We start from the raw sequence: 16,012 nt of genomic DNA, 5'->3' as shown, positions 1-16,012 counted from the left end.
CCTCCCGGTCCAGTATCTTCTATACCTGCTCAGCGTTTCTCAGCAGATCCTGACGGTTCTTCACCCGGTACGAATCACCGGACAAGGACAACACTTCGGCATGATGAACCAGACGATCAATCATCGCTGAGGCTACAACATCATCGCCAAACACCTCGCCCCATCGGCCAAAAGGCATATTCGACGTGACCAGAACCGAGCCCTGCTCATACCGGTGCGCAATCAGTTGAAACAATAAATTGGCGGCTTCAGCATCAAACGGCAGATACCCGACCTCGTCGATGATCAACAACTTGTAGCGTTTCAGGCGCCGCAACTCATCGTTCAATTTCCCGCTGTGGTGCGCTGCAGCCAGACGCTGGACCCAGCCAGCAGCCGTATCAAAGAGTGTCGGATACCCTTGCTGGCAGGCCTTGACGCCCAGTGCGATGCCCAAGTGGGTTTTGCCCACGCCCGGTGGTCCGAGCAAAATCACGTTCTCAGCCTTCGGAATGAATGTCGTCGTCGCCAGATGCGCCAGGACATCACGCCTCAGCGACGGCTGGAAATCACAGTTGAAATCCTCCACGGTCTTCATTGAGGGGAAATGCGCACCGGCGATACGCAACATGGTGCCGCTGGCCTCCCGATCCGCAACCTGACGCTGGAGCACCGCGGCCAGATACTCCTCATGGGACCATCCTTCATCACGTGCCTGATCGGCCAGCTGTTTCCACGTCCGGCGGATCGTTGGCATTTTGATGGCTCTGGCCAAATGCTCAATTGTTGCTTCCAAAGAACTCATGAAGGATCTCCTAGAAAGTCATGGCCGTCCAGGCCGAAGATTTTGTCGTAGTCAGACAGCTGGCGTGAGGCGACGCCTGTGTCGTGGACGTGGCTGGCGGTGGTACGGCGGATCTTGTTGAACGCCGAGCGCAGCGTTGCAGCAACCTGCACATGCTGCGGGTCGGTAATGACTTGGTGCTTGGCCCAGCACCGTGGATGATCGGCCACCACCTGCTGGTCGCAGACCCCGATCACCCGATCCGTGGTGAGCGTGAAGTCGACAAGCCGGCCGATCATCGAAGGATGCACCGAGTAGTCGTTGCGATCCAGCCGGACATAGTAATCCCTGCTCAGCCGCATCCGTTGGCTGAAACCCGTGGCCGGTGGCATCGGCGGCAGTGCCGTCATCGCCTGCAGATCCTGCGGCAACCGGTCGATGGGCCGGCCCTGGATCGAACGGACCGTGCGCGCATTGGCTTTTGGCAGCCACGCAGCGAGTTGCTGGTTGAAATCCTGCGGGGAGGTGAACTTCCTTCCCGGCAGGAACGAGGTTTCGAAGAACTGGTTATTGCGTTCTGTTTGGCCTTTGAACTCAGGATCCCTCGGTGGAGCCAGAATGATCCTAGTTGCCAGGGTCCCGGCAAACGCTGCCGCGATTTCGGTGACTTTTCCTTTGCCGCCGATGGCTGACTCGCGGTCCCAGATCAAGGCTTTGGGAACTGCTCCCGCATCGTTGATCAAGCTCCACATCCCCGCAGTCAGGTCAGGGCCCTGCCGGCTGGGAAGCATCAGGGCGCCGAGCACTCTGGAATAGGACAGCGTCATCACCAGCACCGGAAGGATCATTGACTGGCCGAACCCGACGGGAATTCGAGGCTCGGGGAACCAGAGATCCATTTGCGCGGCTTGCCCTGGTTCGTGGACCAGCCGGTCCGCAGGGTCCACGCTCGTGTATTCCGGCCGTATCAGTGCGACGCGGTTCTTCAGCGTGGAGATGGAATTCGTCCATCCGATCCGTTCGGCGATGACCGTTGCAGGCATGCGCGGATACTCACGCAGCAGCTTTCGAATTTCTGGTTCGAAAGCGTCGGCGATGGAACCACGCTTCGCCCGTTGGTATTTTGGCGGCTCGGTGGCTGCCAATGCTGAGCGTACGGTGTTGCGTGCGATGCCAAGTCGCCGCGAGATCTCCTTGATTGGCACGCCTTCTGCTTTATGCAGCCGACGGATCTCTGCCCACTGTTCCACATTAATCACTCCCTCAGAATGACTGTTGAATGGACCGGGTGGGGTCAATTTTCAAAAGTCGTTCAAGGGTCAGTATTCAGTTAGCGTTGACAGGGCAAGCTCACCCAAGCCGAACACGCCGGCGGCACCGGACGAACCTTCCACCACCAAACCCAATGGTGCTGGAACACCCACCCCTATCTGAACCACACCGGAGAAGTCTTCGACGAGATCCAAGTCGACGGAATCTACCTGCGCCGCGGCTGGTGCCTTTTGATCGCCATCGCCAACGGCAAAGTCATCTCCTGGCAATGGTGCAACCACGAGAAAGCAGCAGCATAGACCGCGCTGCAGCAGCATCTTCCGGAACCGAAAGTCATCGTCACCGACGGCGGCTCAGGACTGATGAAAGCTTTGAAGAACCTCTGGCCCGAGGTGAAGGTCCAGCGGTGCCTGGTACATATCCAGCGCAACGTGCGCACACACCTGACCCTGAACCCGCGCCTGGCCGCAGGCAAGGCGTTGCGCCAGTTGAGCCTGCAACTGACGCGTATCCGCACCCAAGAAGAAGCCACGGCATGGATGGCCGCGTTCGCTGCATGGCACACCGAGCATCAGGACCTGCTCGCTGAACGCACCTACGCTCGCGACTGGGCCGGTCCACGACCTAAAGGGCTGCGCAAGACCCGGACCTGGTGGTACACGCACGACAGGTTGCGCAAGGCCTACGAGAGCATGAACCGGGCGCTGCCGCGCGGCCACCTGTTCACCTACCTCGACCACGATTTGGAAGGACTAGGGATCAACGCGACGACGAACATGATCGAAGGAGCGATCAACTCCGGGATCCGGGAAATGATCCGCAACCATCGCGGGATGCCGATCGAGCACCGGAGGCGGGCGTGCGAATGGTTCTGCTGGACGCACGCGGACAAGAGCTCACGGCCGACCTTGCCAGCGCTGATCAAGGCCACCACGGCCTACGAACAAGAACAGGAAGAAGCAAAGCGACAAGCTGACGAAGAACCTGTTGGGCCGGAGCTCTACGGGACCACCGCAACGGCTGAGGAAGGACAGTATTCCAGGGCCGGTTGGGCCGGAAGAAACCGCTAGAACTAGGACCTAGAACGGGGTTTGGCCCGGGTGACACACCCGGGCCAGACACCATTTATTGCCTATAGCCCGAAGGGGAGGAGGAACCAAGCAGTACCAGCTGCCCAATTCCCCCTCCCCTTCTCGTTAAACAGGTGAGGCCCCGGCACCAAACGGTACCAGGGCCTCAAACCATCTACTCAAGTTAAGTCCGGCGGTGACCTACTCTCCCACACCCTCACGAGTGCAGTACCATCGGCGCAATGGGCCTTAGCTTCCGGGTTCGGTATGGGACCGGGCGTTTCCCCCACGCTATGACCGCCGTAACAATCACGAAGCACACAAACCCTACGGTTTGGTGTTGCCTTCGGTGGCATGCAGCAAAGCACGCACAAAGCCAAGTATTCTCGGTTTGAGGTTGTTGTCTCGTAACCGCATAGTGAACGCGAACAGCATTGAAATCATCAGTTCAAATTATTGTTTTATTGTGTGTTGTAAGTCATCGGCCTATTAGTACAGGTCAGCTGCACAAGTCTTCAGTTCTTGCTTCCACATCCTGCCTATCAACCCAGTGGTCTAGCTGGGGGCCTCTCACACACAATGGTGCATGGAAATCTCATCTCGAAGCAGGCTTCCCGCTTAGATGCTTTCAGCGGTTATCCCTTCCAAACGTAGCTAATCAGCGATGCACTTGGCAGTACAACTGACACACCAGAGGTTCGTCCGTCCCGGTCCTCTCGTACTAAGGACAGCCCTTCTCAAATTTCCAACGCGCGCAGCGGATAGGGACCGAACTGTCTCACGACGTTCTAAACCCAGCTCGCGTACCGCTTTAATGGGCGAACAGCCCAACCCTTGGGACCTACTCCAGCCCCAGGATGCGACGAGCCGACATCGAGGTGCCAAACCATGCCGTCGATATGGACTCTTGGGCAAGATCAGCCTGTTATCCCCGAGGTACCTTTTATCCGTTGAGCGACGGCCCTTCCACGAGGTGCCGCCGGATCACTAGTCCCGACTTTCGTCCCTGCTCGAGCTGTCACTCTCACAGTCAAGCTCCCTTGTGCACTTACACTCGACACCTGATTGCCAACCAGGCTGAGGGAACCTTTGGGCGCCTCCGTTACATTTTAGGAGGCAACCGCCCCAGTTAAACTACCCATCAGGCACTGTCCCTGAACCAGATCATGGTCCGAAGTTAGGTGACCGGTACAGCCAGAGTGGTATTTCAACGATGACTCCACCTGAACTAGCGTCCAAGCTTCACAGTCTCCCACCTATCCTACACAAGCTGCACCGAACACCAATACCAAACTATAGTAAAGGTCTCGGGGTCTTTCCGTCCTGCTGCGCGTAACGAGCATCTTTACTCGTACTGCAATTTCGCCGAGTTCATGGTTGAGACAGCGGGGAAGTCGTTACTCCATTCGTGCAGGTCGGAACTTACCCGACAAGGAATTTCGCTACCTTAGGATGGTTATAGTTACCACCGCCGTTTACTGGGGCTTAAATTCTCAGCTTCGCCACAAGGGCTAACCAGTCCTCTTAACCTTCCAGCACCGGGCAGGAGTCAGTCCGTATACATCGTCTTGCGACTTCGCACGGACCTGTGTTTTTAGTAAACAGTCGCTTCCCCCTGGTCTCTGCGGCCCACACCCGCCTCCGGAGAGCACGTCTCCATCACGGGGCAGGCCCCCCTTCTTCCGAAGTTACGGGGGCATTTTGCCGAGTTCCTTAACCATGATTCTCTCGATCGCCTTAGTATTCTCTACCTGATCACCTGTGTCGGTTTGGGGTACGGGCGGACTGGGACCTCGCGCCGATGCTTTTCTAGGCAGCATAGGATCACCGAATCACCCCATAAACGGGGCGCCTATCAGGTCTCAGAACATATGAGCGGCGGATTTGCCAACCACTCTTCCTACACCCTTGGACCAGGTCAATTCCATTGCCTGGCTCGGCTACCTTCCTGCGTCACACCTGTTAATACGCTGACCTCACTGCATCGGTTCCCACCACATCACACAACCAGCAACCCGAAGGCCGCAACAGCCATGATCCGTCATGGTTAGCATCCACAGCTTGGTATGGGCGGTCCTTCGCCGGTACGGGAATATCAACCCGTTGTCCATCGACTACGCCTGTCGGCCTCGCCTTAGGTCCCGACTAACCCAGGGCAGATTAGCTTAACCCTGGAACCCTTGATCATTCGGCGGACGGGTTTCTCACCCGTCATTCGCTACTCATGCCTGCATTCTCACTCGTGTGGCCTCCACCGCTGGTTTCCACCGCGACTTCACCGTCCACACGACGCTCCCCTACCCATCCAAGCACCCAATCGAAACCAGGCTAATACTTGAATGACGCAACTTCGGCGGTGTGCTTGAGCCCCGCTACATTATCGGCGCGGAATCACTTGACCAGTGAGCTATTACGCACTCTTTCAAGGGTGGCTGCTTCTAAGCCAACCTCCTGGTTGTCACAGCAACTCCACATCCTTTTCCACTTAGCACACGCTTAGGGGCCTTAGTTGGCGTTCTGGGCTGTTTCCCTCTCGACTATGAAGCTTATCCCCCACAGTCTCACTGCTGCGCTCTCACTTGCCGGCATTCGGAGTTTGGCTAAGGTCAGTAACCTTGTAGGGCCCATCGCCTATCCAGTAGCTCTACCTCCAGCAAGAAACACGCAACGCTGCACCTAAATGCATTTCGGGGAGAACCAGCTATCACGAAGTTTGATTGGCCTTTCACCCCTACCCACAGCTCATCCCCTCCATTTTCAACTGAAGTGGGTTCGGTCCTCCACACGCTCTTACACGCGCTTCAACCTGGCCATGGGTAGATCACTTCGCTTCGGGTCTAGATCACGCCACTCAAACGCCCTATTCAGACTCGCTTTCGCTACGGCTTCCCCACACGGGTTAACCTCGCGACGTAACACTAACTCGCAGGCTCATTCTTCAAAAGGCACGCCATCACCAGGGAACAAGTCCCCAGCTCTAACGGATTGTAAGCGCACGGTTTCAGGTACTATTTCACTCCCCTCCCGGGGTACTTTTCACCATTCCCTCACGGTACTGATTCACTATCGGTCATCAAGTAGTATTCAGGCTTACCAGGTGGTCCTGGCAGATTCACACAAGGTTTCACGGGCCCCGTGCTACTCGGGTATCAACACTAGAACGGCAGACACGCATTACACCTACGGGACTATCACCCTCTCTGGTCCGGCATTCCAACCGATTCACCTATACGCCTGCACCTCATCCCACCAGCAAGATAGCGCTGGTACATGTCAACCCCACAACCCCGGTGATGCAACGCCTATCCGCTATCACACACCAACCGGTTTAGCCCCATCCGCGTTCGCTCGCCACTACTAACGGAATCACTATTGTTTTCTCTTCCTGCGGGTACTGAGATGTTTCACTTCCCCGCGTTCCCTCCACACAGCCTATACATTCAGCTGCAGGTCACACCACATAACATGGTGCGGGGTTCCCCCATTCGGAAATCCTGGTCTCAACGTCCGGTTATCGACTCCACCAGGCTTATCGCAGATTCCCACGTCCTTCATCGGCTCTTGATGCCAAGGCATCCACCGTGCGCCCTTAAAAACTTCAACACAAATAAAAGTCTCAGAATTGAGCAATAAAACAATCTAACAAAATCACGCAGACAAGACTCCAACACCAGGCAATCCCAGGAAAAGGACTACCCAGCTCATCTCATCTGCAAGATGCTCGCGTTCACTATACAGTTCCCAAACAACAACCCCGCACCCCCGCAACAACACCCCAAAACCAACACCAACCAAAGGCCAGCATCAATCCAACAGGACATCCTTGCAGCAAACACAGGACAAACACCGAAACACCAAGAACCCCTCACCCAAGCGAACACCACCAGGACCCTCCCCACAGGAAGAACCCCGGCAACCATTCACCAGGAAAGGAGGCTTGTTGCCTCAAAACCCAACAGCATGCCAAACCATACAAACCACACAACACCCACACACCGCATTCCAGCACCGCAAGAAGAAAACCCCCTGCAATGCGTACTAGCAGATGCCCAAGCACCACGCGGCCACAGCCAATACCCCGCACCAGCATCAGCCAGCACGTTTTCCAGTATTGAGTCCATTGATATTCCACCCATGAGCAACCCACCCGGACAACACTCGTGTCCAGCATGGGCAACCAATAATGGTTAGCTCCTTAGAAAGGAGGTGATCCAGCCGCACCTTCCGGTACGGCTACCTTGTTACGACTTAGTCCCAATCGCCAGTCCCACCTTCGACGACTCCCCCCACACAAGGTGGTTAGGCCATCGGCTTCGGGTGTTACCAACTTTCGTGACTTGACGGGCGGTGTGTACAAGGCCCGGGAACGTATTCACCGCAGCGTTGCTGATCTGCGATTACTAGCGACTCCGACTTCATGGGGTCGAGTTGCAGACCCCAATCCGAACTGAGACCGGCTTTTAGGGATTAGCTCCACCTCACAGTATCGCAACCCATTGTACCGGCCATTGTAGCATGCGTGAAGCCCAAGACATAAGGGGCATGATGATTTGACGTCATCCCCACCTTCCTCCGAGTTGACCCCGGCAGTCTCCCATGAGTCCCCACCACTACGTGCTGGCAACATGGAACGAGGGTTGCGCTCGTTGCGGGACTTAACCCAACATCTCACGACACGAGCTGACGACAACCATGCACCACCTGTGAACCAGCCCCGAAGGGAAACCCCATCTCTGGAGCGGTCTGGCACATGTCAAGCCTTGGTAAGGTTCTTCGCGTTGCATCGAATTAATCCGCATGCTCCGCCGCTTGTGCGGGCCCCCGTCAATTCCTTTGAGTTTTAGCCTTGCGGCCGTACTCCCCAGGCGGGGCACTTAATGCGTTAGCTACGGCGCGGAAAACGTGGAATGTCCCCCACACCTAGTGCCCAACGTTTACGGCATGGACTACCAGGGTATCTAATCCTGTTCGCTCCCCATGCTTTCGCTCCTCAGCGTCAGTAAATGCCCAGAGACCTGCCTTCGCCATCGGTGTTCCTCCTGATATCTGCGCATTTCACCGCTACACCAGGAATTCCAGTCTCCCCTACATCACTCTAGTCTGCCCGTACCCACCGCAGATCCGAGGTTGAGCCTCGGACTTTCACGGCAGACGCGACAAACCGCCTACGAGCTCTTTACGCCCAATAAATCCGGATAACGCTTGCGCCCTACGTATTACCGCGGCTGCTGGCACGTAGTTAGCCGGCGCTTCTTCTGCAGGTACCGTCACTTTCGCTTCTTCCCTACTGAAAGAGGTTTACAACCCGAAGGCCGTCATCCCTCACGCGGCGTCGCTGCATCAGGCTTTCGCCCATTGTGCAATATTCCCCACTGCTGCCTCCCGTAGGAGTCTGGGCCGTGTCTCAGTCCCAGTGTGGCCGGTCACCCTCTCAGGCCGGCTACCCGTCGTCGCCTTGGTGAGCCATTACCTCACCAACAAGCTGATAGGCCGCGAGTCCATCCCCCACCGATAAATCTTTCCACCACAAAACATGCGTTCCATGGTCATATCCGGTATTAGACCCAGTTTCCCGGGCTTATCCCAGAGTCGGGGGCAGGTTACTCACGTGTTACTCACCCGTTCGCCACTAATCCACCCAGCAAGCTGGGCTTCATCGTTCGACTTGCATGTGTTAAGCACGCCGCCAGCGTTCATCCTGAGCCAGGATCAAACTCTCCATAAAAAACAAAAAGCCACCAGCAACCCCTTGGAAAAGAAGGGCGAAGCCGATGAAGTCCTGGCGAATAATAAAACACTCAAGAACACTGCACGGGGGTGCAATGCCTCAAGCAAATGTTATGTATTCACCAAATAAAAATATTCGGTATCAACAAACTTGGCACACTATTGAGTTCTCAAACAACAAACACTCTCGACACCACACCAGCCATCCTCTGATGGCCACTGCTTCGCTCCGGAGCAACTTTTCCAACTTACCAGACTTCCTGATCCGATCAAAATCGGTGGAAAACCTTGAGTGGAAAGTGATTGGCTGCCGGGTAAACATTCGGTAGATTCCGTGGTGTTTCCGTTCCGGCAACAGATAAAAACTATACACAGGTTCTTGGGCACTTACAAATCGAGGGGCCGCGTTCTAGGTCACATTCATTTCGCTGTTCTAGTCTGGGCTCATGAGCGACCTGCAAAGACTCCTTGGATACCGTGAACCCATCTTCAATGCATCTATGGCTGGCGCGGCTGGCGGCGCCTTGGCTGCAGCTGTTTCCCACGCGGGAGGTGTAGGGATGATCGGTTCGCCTGCAACTCCCACAGCTGACTGGATTGAACAGCAAACGCAATTCGTTGAATCCCTGAGTACTCCATGGGGCGTCGGCTTCATGGCCTGGGCGCTGGAAACGGATCTCTCCCCGCTAGAGGCCTTCTTGGAGTTCGGGCCCTCGTTGGTGACCTTGAGCTTCGGCGATGTCACCCGGGCCGCGGCGGTAGCCCATGAGGCTGGAGTTCTGACCGCCATGCAGGTAGGCAACGCGGCAGATCTGGAACGCGCCATGGCTGATGACATCGACATCATCATTGCCCGTGGGGCAGAAGGTGGCGGACACGGCCGCAATGAAGCTGGAACCCTGCCGTTGCTGCAGCTGGCAACCTCCCAGCACCAGAAGCCGGTGATCGCGGCTGGCGGCATCGGCACCGCACGGGGTGTCGCCGCGGTGCTTTCAGCTGGCGCCGAAGCCGCCTGGATCGGCACCCGCTTCCTTTCGGCAACAGAAGCCAGCGGGCACGAGAACATGAAGAGCGCAGTGCGCAACGCGGGCCTGGATGGCACTATCTATACGCGTGCCTTCGATATCGCCCAGCAACTGCCGTGGGCACCGGAATTCGGCGGACGCGCACTGCGCAATGAGTTCAGCGACAAGCACGAGGACCTGTCTGCCTGGGAGCCCAACGATGCACTGCGCGAGCAGATGATCAAGGCCCGTGCCGAAGCGCTGACGGACATCGCCCCGGTCTACGCCGGCGAGGCAGTGCAGTTCGTGGACGCTGAGCAGCCAGCCGCCGAGGTCATGCGGGAACTGTGCGGCTTCCGCCAGATCCTCGCCGATGCAGCACGGCGCTTTTCCTAGATCGGCTGGTTGTCGATCAGCCGGACATTGCCCACCTTCGCCGCGACAAGGACCAGGCCTTCTCCGGTAAAGGGGGTGTCCTGGCAGTTGAATGCCAGTTCCTGCAGGGTATCCGGGTTGACGACGACGAAGTAGTCAAGCTCGACCAGAGGTTCCATCTGGTACATGCCGATGGCATCTTCGATGTACAGTGGCTCGTTGCGTGCCGCGCGATCGGCAATCAGCTGGATCGAACGGTGCAGCACCAATGCCGCTTCCTTCTCTTCCTCGCTGAGCAATGCATTGCGGCTGGACAGCGCCAAGCCCTTCTCGCTGCGCACGATCGGCACCGCACGCAGCTCTACCGGGTAATCCAGGTCGGCAACCATGCGGCGGATCAGCACCAGCTGCTGGGCATCCTTCTGGCCGAAGTAGGCGCGGTATTCGCCACGGCGCGGGTCTGCCAGGTGCAGCAGCTTGGCAACAACTGCCAGCATTCCATCGAAGTGGCCCGGCCGCGAAGCGCCTTCATACATTTCGCCCAGTGCGCCGGAGTCCAGCTTCACCAGCGGCACCCCGGCGTGGTAGATCTCGGAGGCTTCCGGGGCAAAGACGATATCCACCCCGGCGGCAGCGGCCAGCTGGACATCAGCGTCGAGCTGGCGCGGATACTTCGCGTAGTCGTTGGCATCGTTGAACTGCAGTTCATTGACGAATACTGAAATGACCACAAGTTCATTTTCTTCACGGGCTGCCTTGAACAGCGAAGCGTGGCCGCTGTGCAGGGCTCCCATGGTGGGCACGAAGCCCAGCGATCCCGGGTTGGCTGCGGCAACGGCGGCCTTCAGCTCGGCACGGGTCTTGACAATCTTCGGGGTATTCACGCTATCTATTCTAGAACTCGCAGGAGCTCTTCCAGCGTGCTCTGGGAGATCAGGCCGCGATCGGCCGCGCGCAGTGCCGTCGCCCGCGAGAGGCTCCGGTAGGAATTATTCGTTTCTGCCGGGTCGTCGGCCAAGGCCTGCAGGTGCGCGGTCACGGTCCCGCGATCGCCGCGGGCCACCGGGCCGGTCAGGGCGCCGGCTCCGGAACGCAGCGCGTTATCCAGGCTCGCGTACATCAAGGCTCGCAGGGTATTGGATGGCTCTTCCACGCCGATGCGGCGCAGGATATCGGCCGATTGCGCCGTGATGGTGTTCAGGTGGTTTGCCGCATGGGCCAGGGCCGCGTGGTAGCTGACCCGGTCCTGCTCGGCGATCACCACAGGCTCTCCGCGCATCTCCACCACCAGCGCCTGGGCGACCGGCAGGATGGCCTCGTCGGCGGTGACCGCGAAAACGCAATCGGTCAGCCGCTGCAGGTCCATGCTCATCCCGGTGAAGGTCATTGCCGGGTGGATTGCCAGGCCGAAGGCGCCGGCGTCCATGGCCGGCTGCAGGATCGAGGTGCCGTACCGCCCAGCGGTGTGGGCGACCAGCTGCCCCACGGAGAAATGCCCGCCCGCTGCCAGCCCGGCCACGAGTTCGCCGAGCACATCATCGGGCACAGCAAAGAGCACCAGTTCGCTGCGCCGCAGGATTTCTGCCGGGTCCAGCAGTTCCACGCCGGGCAGCAGGGCGTCGGCGCGATCGCGCGAAGCCTCCGAGACTGCATGGATGCCGGTGATCCGGTGCCCGCTGGCGGCCAGCGCCGCACCGAGCACGGTGCCTACCTTGCCGGCCGAGATGATGCCGATTCCCAAGCGTGGTGCGTCCACTTCTACCTTTCAACCATGCGCCGGGTTTGCGCCCGGATAAATTCCGCAGCGGTGTCCGCATCAATCTGATGCACGTATCCGGTGATGCTTCCGCCAGCACTGTGCAAGCGGACACCGGCCAGTCTACGGCCTCGCTCCCACGGACCCTGTAGCCAGCTCATGCCCTGCACCCGGTTATGCGGCACGAAGCTGGCTTGGCGCGCCAGCCAGCCGTACCGGGAAATCACCGTGGTGCCGGTGGCCAAAAATCCCTGGTGCTTCCATGCCCCGGGGGACAACGGCTTGGCGCGTTCCGGGGAGCCGATGAAACCGTGCTCGGATCCGGTGCTCACCGCCGTGGCCAGCACCTCGCGCTGGTTCTCGACGCCAAGGTCCGGCAGCAGGATCCCCATGATCCGGGCGACCGACTCGAAGTCGCCCACCGGGAGCACCTGCAGGTTGTCGGCGTCATCGCTCTTGGTGCCCAGCACGTTGACCTCCACCTTGTACCAGCCCAGCATCCGCCAGAAGAAGGGGGCCGTCACCGAAATGGCCTGGACCCGGCCGGAGGGAATGGAGTGCTGGCGGGTGTCGGCCAGACCGTAGCTGATCCGCATGCCGGTGTCCGAGGCACTGGCGGTGAAGTTCCAGCCCTGGTTCAGCTGCTTGTAGAACCAGCTGCCGAAGGCCAGCACCGAGGGCACCAGGCCGGCGATGATTCCCTCGACCCCGGAAATCCACAGCACCAGCATCGACAGGCAGGCAAGCAGACCGATGATCACCGGCAGCTGCAGGAACAGCGAGGCGATCAGCCGACCGATGGGCACCTTGGCCATCAGCGGCGATGCTTGCATGGCAGGCTGCGGATCGGCCGGTGCGGGCGCATCTGCCGCAGCCTGTTCGGCTTCTGGGGCATGCGCGGGTCGTCCTCCGCGGGCTCGCTGGAGGATGACCTGGCGCAGCTCGTGGGCATCGGCCTTGCGCAGGAAGGAGAGGCGCAGCACCGACTCGGAGGAATCGGCCACGTCGAAGCGCAGCTCGGCGAGTCCCAGCAGCCGGGCAACCAGCGGCTGGGCGATGTCGATGCCCTGCACCTTGTCGATGCGCGCCTGCTTCTGGCTGCGGAAGAGCATCCCTGAATTCACGTACACGTGCGTGCTGGTGAGCTTGTAGCGGGTGAAGTACCAGGAAAGGAAGTAGAAGATGAGCACCACGAGCAGGGCGATGCCGGCGCCCGCGACGGTCCAGATCAGCCTGTCGCCGGAAAAGCGTTCAACCCAGGACAGTTCGTCGGTGTTCTGCCAGTAGATGTAGACCAGGCCGATGATGGCCAGCCAGCCGTGGACGAAGGGGCTGGCCGGGTGCACCCGCTGCCATGGCTCGGCGCTGTCACCGGCGGCCGGTTCCACGGACTGGCTCATAGCATCTGCTCTTCGCCGGCGGCCACGAGCCGTTCGCGCAATTCCTGACCTTCGCGCTCGGGCAGCCCGTAGACGTGCGCGGTGGCGCCGGTGCCTGCGGTGTTCAGCGTCAACTGGCACAGGCCGTAGCGCCGCTCCAGCGGTCCGCTGTTGACCTCGACATACTGCATCCGGCCGTAGGGAATGACTACCTGCTTGCGCCACATCACCCCCGAGCGGACAATGAAGTCTTCCTCGCGTTCGAGGTAGCCCAGTGCGGCGACCTGGCGGCGGATGATGCGCAGGGCCAGCAGTGCCAGCAGCAGCACCAGCAGGATCGGGGTGAGCACCAGCCACGGCGCAATGCCGGCGCCGGTTGCGGCCAGCACGGCAGGAATCAGGGAGGCCAGCAGGATCACGCCCCAGGTGATCGCCCAGGTGGTGAGCTTGACCTTGGCATAGTCCCGGTGGGCTGGGGTGAAGCTACTCGGTGACCACGGAGTCGCTGTTGCCATCGGTATCCTCCGGTGGAAGTTTGCACAGTTGCTGAACAATATACCCAATGACCACCATGAGGAGCCCGGCACCGGCCAACACCAAGCCGCGGGTCAGGGTGGGGGTCATGCCGGTGGCCGCCCAGAGCATGATGATGGCTGGAACATGCCAGCCGGCGATGACCGCGCCGGCATAGGCCGAGGCCTGCGCCAGCACCAGAGTGCGGGCCGCGGCGATCGGCTCGAAGTCGGCCTTGCCCTGGGTGGAGCGCTTCACCCGGATCCCCAGGAACAGCACCACCGCGCAGACTGCGCCCAGCGAGTACAGCGCGGAGTAGTCCAGCACCGGAGCATACCGGCCGGCCGAGGTGAGCAGGCGCAGCGCAATCCAGCCGGCCGCGGCTCCGAGCCCGGCGCACGCGAACAGCCAGCGCAGCTTCAGCTTCGTCATAGCCGGATGATGTCTTTCGTGTCGGCGGCTTCGGCGGCCAGGCGGGAGACCAGTTGCCCCTCCAGCACCGCGTCCGGATCCATCCAGCTCCACGGGGCCAGCACGAAGCCGCGGATCGCGGCGCGCGGATGCGGCAGGGTCAGCCGCTCGTCATCCAGGCGCAGCTGGTCGTAGGCGATCAAGTCCAAATCCAGGGTGCGTGCTTCCCAGCGCACCTCGCGGGTGCGGTGGTGCTTGGCCTCGATGGACTGGCATAAATCCAGCAGCTCATGCGGGGAGCGCCGGGTGCGCACCTGGACTACCTGGTTGGTGTAGTCCGGCTGGTCCGGCGGGCCTCCCACCGGCTTGGTGATGGCCAGCGGGGACACCTTGAGCAGCTCTGTTTCCGCACCGAGCTCCTGCACCGCGGCGGCCAGCGTGGCCTGCGGGTCGCCCAGGTTGGCGCCCAGCGCGATGATCGCGGTGTGCTGCTTCTGGTGCCGGGTCAGCGAGATCGTGACATCGCTGAATGGCACCGGGATCGGCGCCTGCGGCTTGTGCACCACCACGTCGATGGCGGCCACGGACGGGTAGGCGGCGAGGATCGCCTCGGCGATTTCGCTGCCCAGCTTCTCGATCAAGTCCCACGGGCCGGCCTTGATCTGCTCGACCACCAGCTCACTGACTTCGCCGTAGTGCACGGTGTCCAGCACATTGTCGCTGGCTGCCGCCCGCGTGATGTCCACGTGCAGCACCACGTCGATGATGAATTCCTGGCCGTCGCGCTTCTCATGCTCGAACACGCCATGGTAGCCGGTGGCCGAAATTCCGTAGATGCTAATGCGATCCATAGGCCTGCACGACTTCGATGGCGTCGCGGCTGCCGGCGACATCGTGCACGCGCACCGCCCAGACCTTGTCGCGGGCGCCGAGCACGGTGGTGGCCGCGGTTGCCGCATCGCGTTCCAGCGGTGCCCGGCTCTTGGAGCCTTCGGCCAGCAGCTCGCCCAGGAAGCGCTTGCGGCTGGTGCCGATCAGCACGCGGTGGCCGAGCTCTTCCATGGCAGGGACGTTGGCCAGCAGCGCCCAGTTGTGCTCCGCTTCCTTGGCGAAGCCCAGTCCCGGGTCGATGATGATCTGCTCCGGGGCCACGCCCTTGGCGACGAACTCGTCGCGCAGGCCGCGCAGCTCGCCGATGACCTCTGCGACCACGTCCTGGTATTCGGCCTCGGCGACCATGTTCTGCGCGGTGCCGCGGCGGTGCATGAGCACGTAGGGGACGCCGGTTTCGGCGATCAGCTCGGGCATGCCCTGCTCGTAGGTCAGGCCGGAGACGTCGTTGATGATGTGCGCGCCGGCCTCGATGGCCGCGCGGGCGGTGGAGACATGCATGGTGTCCACGGAGATCACGGCGCCGGCCTTCACCAGGGCTTCGATGACCGGGATGATGCGCTCCTGCTCGAGGGCCGGATCCACGTCCTTGGCGCCGGGGCGGGTGGATTCGCCGCCCACGTCGATGATGTCCGCGCCGGAGTAGAGCAGTTTCAGGCCTTGGTCGATCGCGGCATCGGCGGACAGGTACTTCCCGCCGTCCGAGAAGGAGTCCTCGGTGACGTTCAGGATGCCCATGACCAGGGTGCGGCCGGTGGGCAGGTCGGCCATCGTCTTCTTCTTGGACTTGCGGATGATGGGCAAGGGGCTGGTGTTCGGGCCGGTGCCCGGGATCGCTCCAAGCGACATGG

Annotated in this window: 10 protein-coding genes, 3 rRNA genes and 1 pseudogene; 2 read left to right on the top strand and 12 right to left on the bottom strand. The window is 60.2% G+C overall.

Annotated elements, in window-relative coordinates:
- Positions 1–19: 19 nt before the first annotated feature.
- Together istB and istA are read right to left on the bottom strand one after the other, a co-directional pair.
- Entirely contained in the window at positions 20–784 is a 765-nt protein-coding gene (istB, locus tag JOE62_RS01845) for an IS21-like element helper ATPase IstB (RefSeq protein WP_204719763.1), read from the bottom strand.
- Positions 781–2,022 (bottom strand): IS21 family transposase, encoded by a 1,242-nt coding sequence (gene istA, locus JOE62_RS01840; protein WP_204719761.1) that lies wholly within the window; start codon positions 2,020–2,022, stop codon positions 781–783. The genes istB and istA overlap by 4 nt, the downstream gene beginning before the upstream one ends.
- An 87-nt stretch (positions 2,023–2,109) precedes the next feature.
- On the opposite strand from istA, the pseudogene JOE62_RS01835 reads away from it, so the two are divergent.
- A pseudogene (locus JOE62_RS01835) lies at positions 2,110–3,105 on the top strand (IS1249 family transposase); the annotation flags it as partial.
- Positions 3,106–3,293: 188 nt separating this feature from the next.
- Here JOE62_RS01835 and rrf read toward each other — a convergent pair.
- The 3 genes from rrf to JOE62_RS01820 form a co-directional block, all read right to left on the bottom strand.
- A 5S ribosomal RNA gene (gene rrf / locus JOE62_RS01830) occupies positions 3,294–3,410 on the bottom strand.
- A 163-nt stretch (positions 3,411–3,573) separates the two neighbouring features.
- Positions 3,574–6,708, bottom strand: a 23S ribosomal RNA gene (locus tag JOE62_RS01825).
- A 596-nt stretch (positions 6,709–7,304) separates the two neighbouring features.
- A 16S ribosomal RNA gene (locus tag JOE62_RS01820) occupies positions 7,305–8,830 on the bottom strand.
- Together the 16S, 23S and 5S rRNA genes form the textbook arrangement of a ribosomal RNA operon.
- Before the next feature lie 448 nt (positions 8,831–9,278).
- Here JOE62_RS01820 and JOE62_RS01815 point away from each other — a divergent pair.
- On the top strand, positions 9,279–10,232 hold the full coding sequence (locus JOE62_RS01815; RefSeq protein WP_204719882.1) for an NAD(P)H-dependent flavin oxidoreductase: 954 nt from the start codon (positions 9,279–9,281) through the stop codon (positions 10,230–10,232).
- On the opposite strand, the gene panC is transcribed toward JOE62_RS01815, so the two are convergent.
- The 7 genes from panC to folP are packed head-to-tail and all read right to left on the bottom strand — an operon-like array spanning position 10,229 to position 16,010.
- Positions 10,229–11,095: a pantoate--beta-alanine ligase gene (panC, locus tag JOE62_RS01810; protein ID WP_204719880.1), complete on the bottom strand. Its 867-nt coding sequence runs from the start codon at positions 11,093–11,095 to the stop codon at positions 10,229–10,231. The two genes, JOE62_RS01815 and panC, sit on opposite strands and share 4 nt — an antisense overlap.
- Positions 11,096–11,100: 5 nt before the next feature.
- Positions 11,101–11,967, bottom strand: coding sequence for a Rossmann-like and DUF2520 domain-containing protein (locus JOE62_RS01805; RefSeq protein WP_038992645.1), 867 nt, complete (start codon positions 11,965–11,967; stop codon positions 11,101–11,103).
- A gap of 2 nt (positions 11,968–11,969) precedes the next feature.
- Complete coding sequence (locus JOE62_RS01800; RefSeq protein ID WP_204719878.1) at positions 11,970–13,367, bottom strand: PH domain-containing protein; 1,398 nt, start codon at positions 13,365–13,367, stop codon at positions 11,970–11,972.
- On the bottom strand, positions 13,364–13,861 hold the full coding sequence (locus JOE62_RS01795) for a PH domain-containing protein (RefSeq protein ID WP_204719876.1): 498 nt from the start codon (positions 13,859–13,861) through the stop codon (positions 13,364–13,366). The genes JOE62_RS01800 and JOE62_RS01795 overlap by 4 nt, the downstream gene beginning before the upstream one ends.
- Positions 13,830–14,291: a DUF3180 domain-containing protein gene (locus JOE62_RS01790; RefSeq protein ID WP_066142591.1), complete on the bottom strand. Its 462-nt coding sequence runs from the start codon at positions 14,289–14,291 to the stop codon at positions 13,830–13,832. The genes JOE62_RS01795 and JOE62_RS01790 overlap by 32 nt, the downstream gene beginning before the upstream one ends.
- Positions 14,288–15,121 carry a 2-amino-4-hydroxy-6-hydroxymethyldihydropteridine diphosphokinase gene (gene folK / locus JOE62_RS16160; protein WP_239543129.1) on the bottom strand — a complete coding sequence of 278 codons (834 nt, stop codon included), beginning with the start codon at positions 15,119–15,121 and terminating at the stop codon, positions 14,288–14,290. The genes JOE62_RS01790 and folK overlap by 4 nt, the downstream gene beginning before the upstream one ends.
- Entirely contained in the window at positions 15,108–16,010 is a 903-nt protein-coding gene (gene folP / locus JOE62_RS01780) for a dihydropteroate synthase (RefSeq protein WP_239543127.1), read from the bottom strand. Before folP ends, folK begins: the two co-directional genes overlap by 14 nt.
- Between the last annotated feature and the right edge of the window lie 2 nt (positions 16,011–16,012).

Origin of the sequence: Glutamicibacter nicotianae (genome assembly GCF_016907615.1) — a bacterium.
In the GTDB taxonomy this organism is placed as follows: Bacteria; Actinomycetota; Actinomycetes; order Actinomycetales; family Micrococcaceae; genus Glutamicibacter; species Glutamicibacter nicotianae.
This window is presented reverse-complemented; position numbering and strand designations above follow the sequence as displayed.

What these genes read in the sequence shown, in the direction of transcription:
- JOE62_RS01790 (WP_066142591.1), bottom strand. Translation starts at nt 14,291, where the DNA reads ATGACGAAGCTGAAGCTGCGCTGGCTGTTCGCGTGCGCCGGGCTCGGA.
- JOE62_RS01795 (WP_204719876.1), bottom strand. Translation starts at nt 13,861, where the DNA reads ATGGCAACAGCGACTCCGTGGTCACCGAGTAGCTTCACCCCAGCCCAC.
- folK (WP_239543129.1), bottom strand. Translation starts at nt 15,121, where the DNA reads ATGGATCGCATTAGCATCTACGGAATTTCGGCCACCGGCTACCATGGC.
- JOE62_RS01800 (WP_204719878.1), bottom strand. Translation starts at nt 13,367, where the DNA reads ATGAGCCAGTCCGTGGAACCGGCCGCCGGTGACAGCGCCGAGCCATGG.
- JOE62_RS01815 (WP_204719882.1), top strand. Translation starts at nt 9,279, where the DNA reads ATGAGCGACCTGCAAAGACTCCTTGGATACCGTGAACCCATCTTCAAT.
- folP (WP_239543127.1), bottom strand. Translation starts at nt 16,010, where the DNA reads ATGTCGCTTGGAGCGATCCCGGGCACCGGCCCGAACACCAGCCCCTTG.
- istB (WP_204719763.1), bottom strand. Translation starts at nt 784, where the DNA reads ATGAGTTCTTTGGAAGCAACAATTGAGCATTTGGCCAGAGCCATCAAA.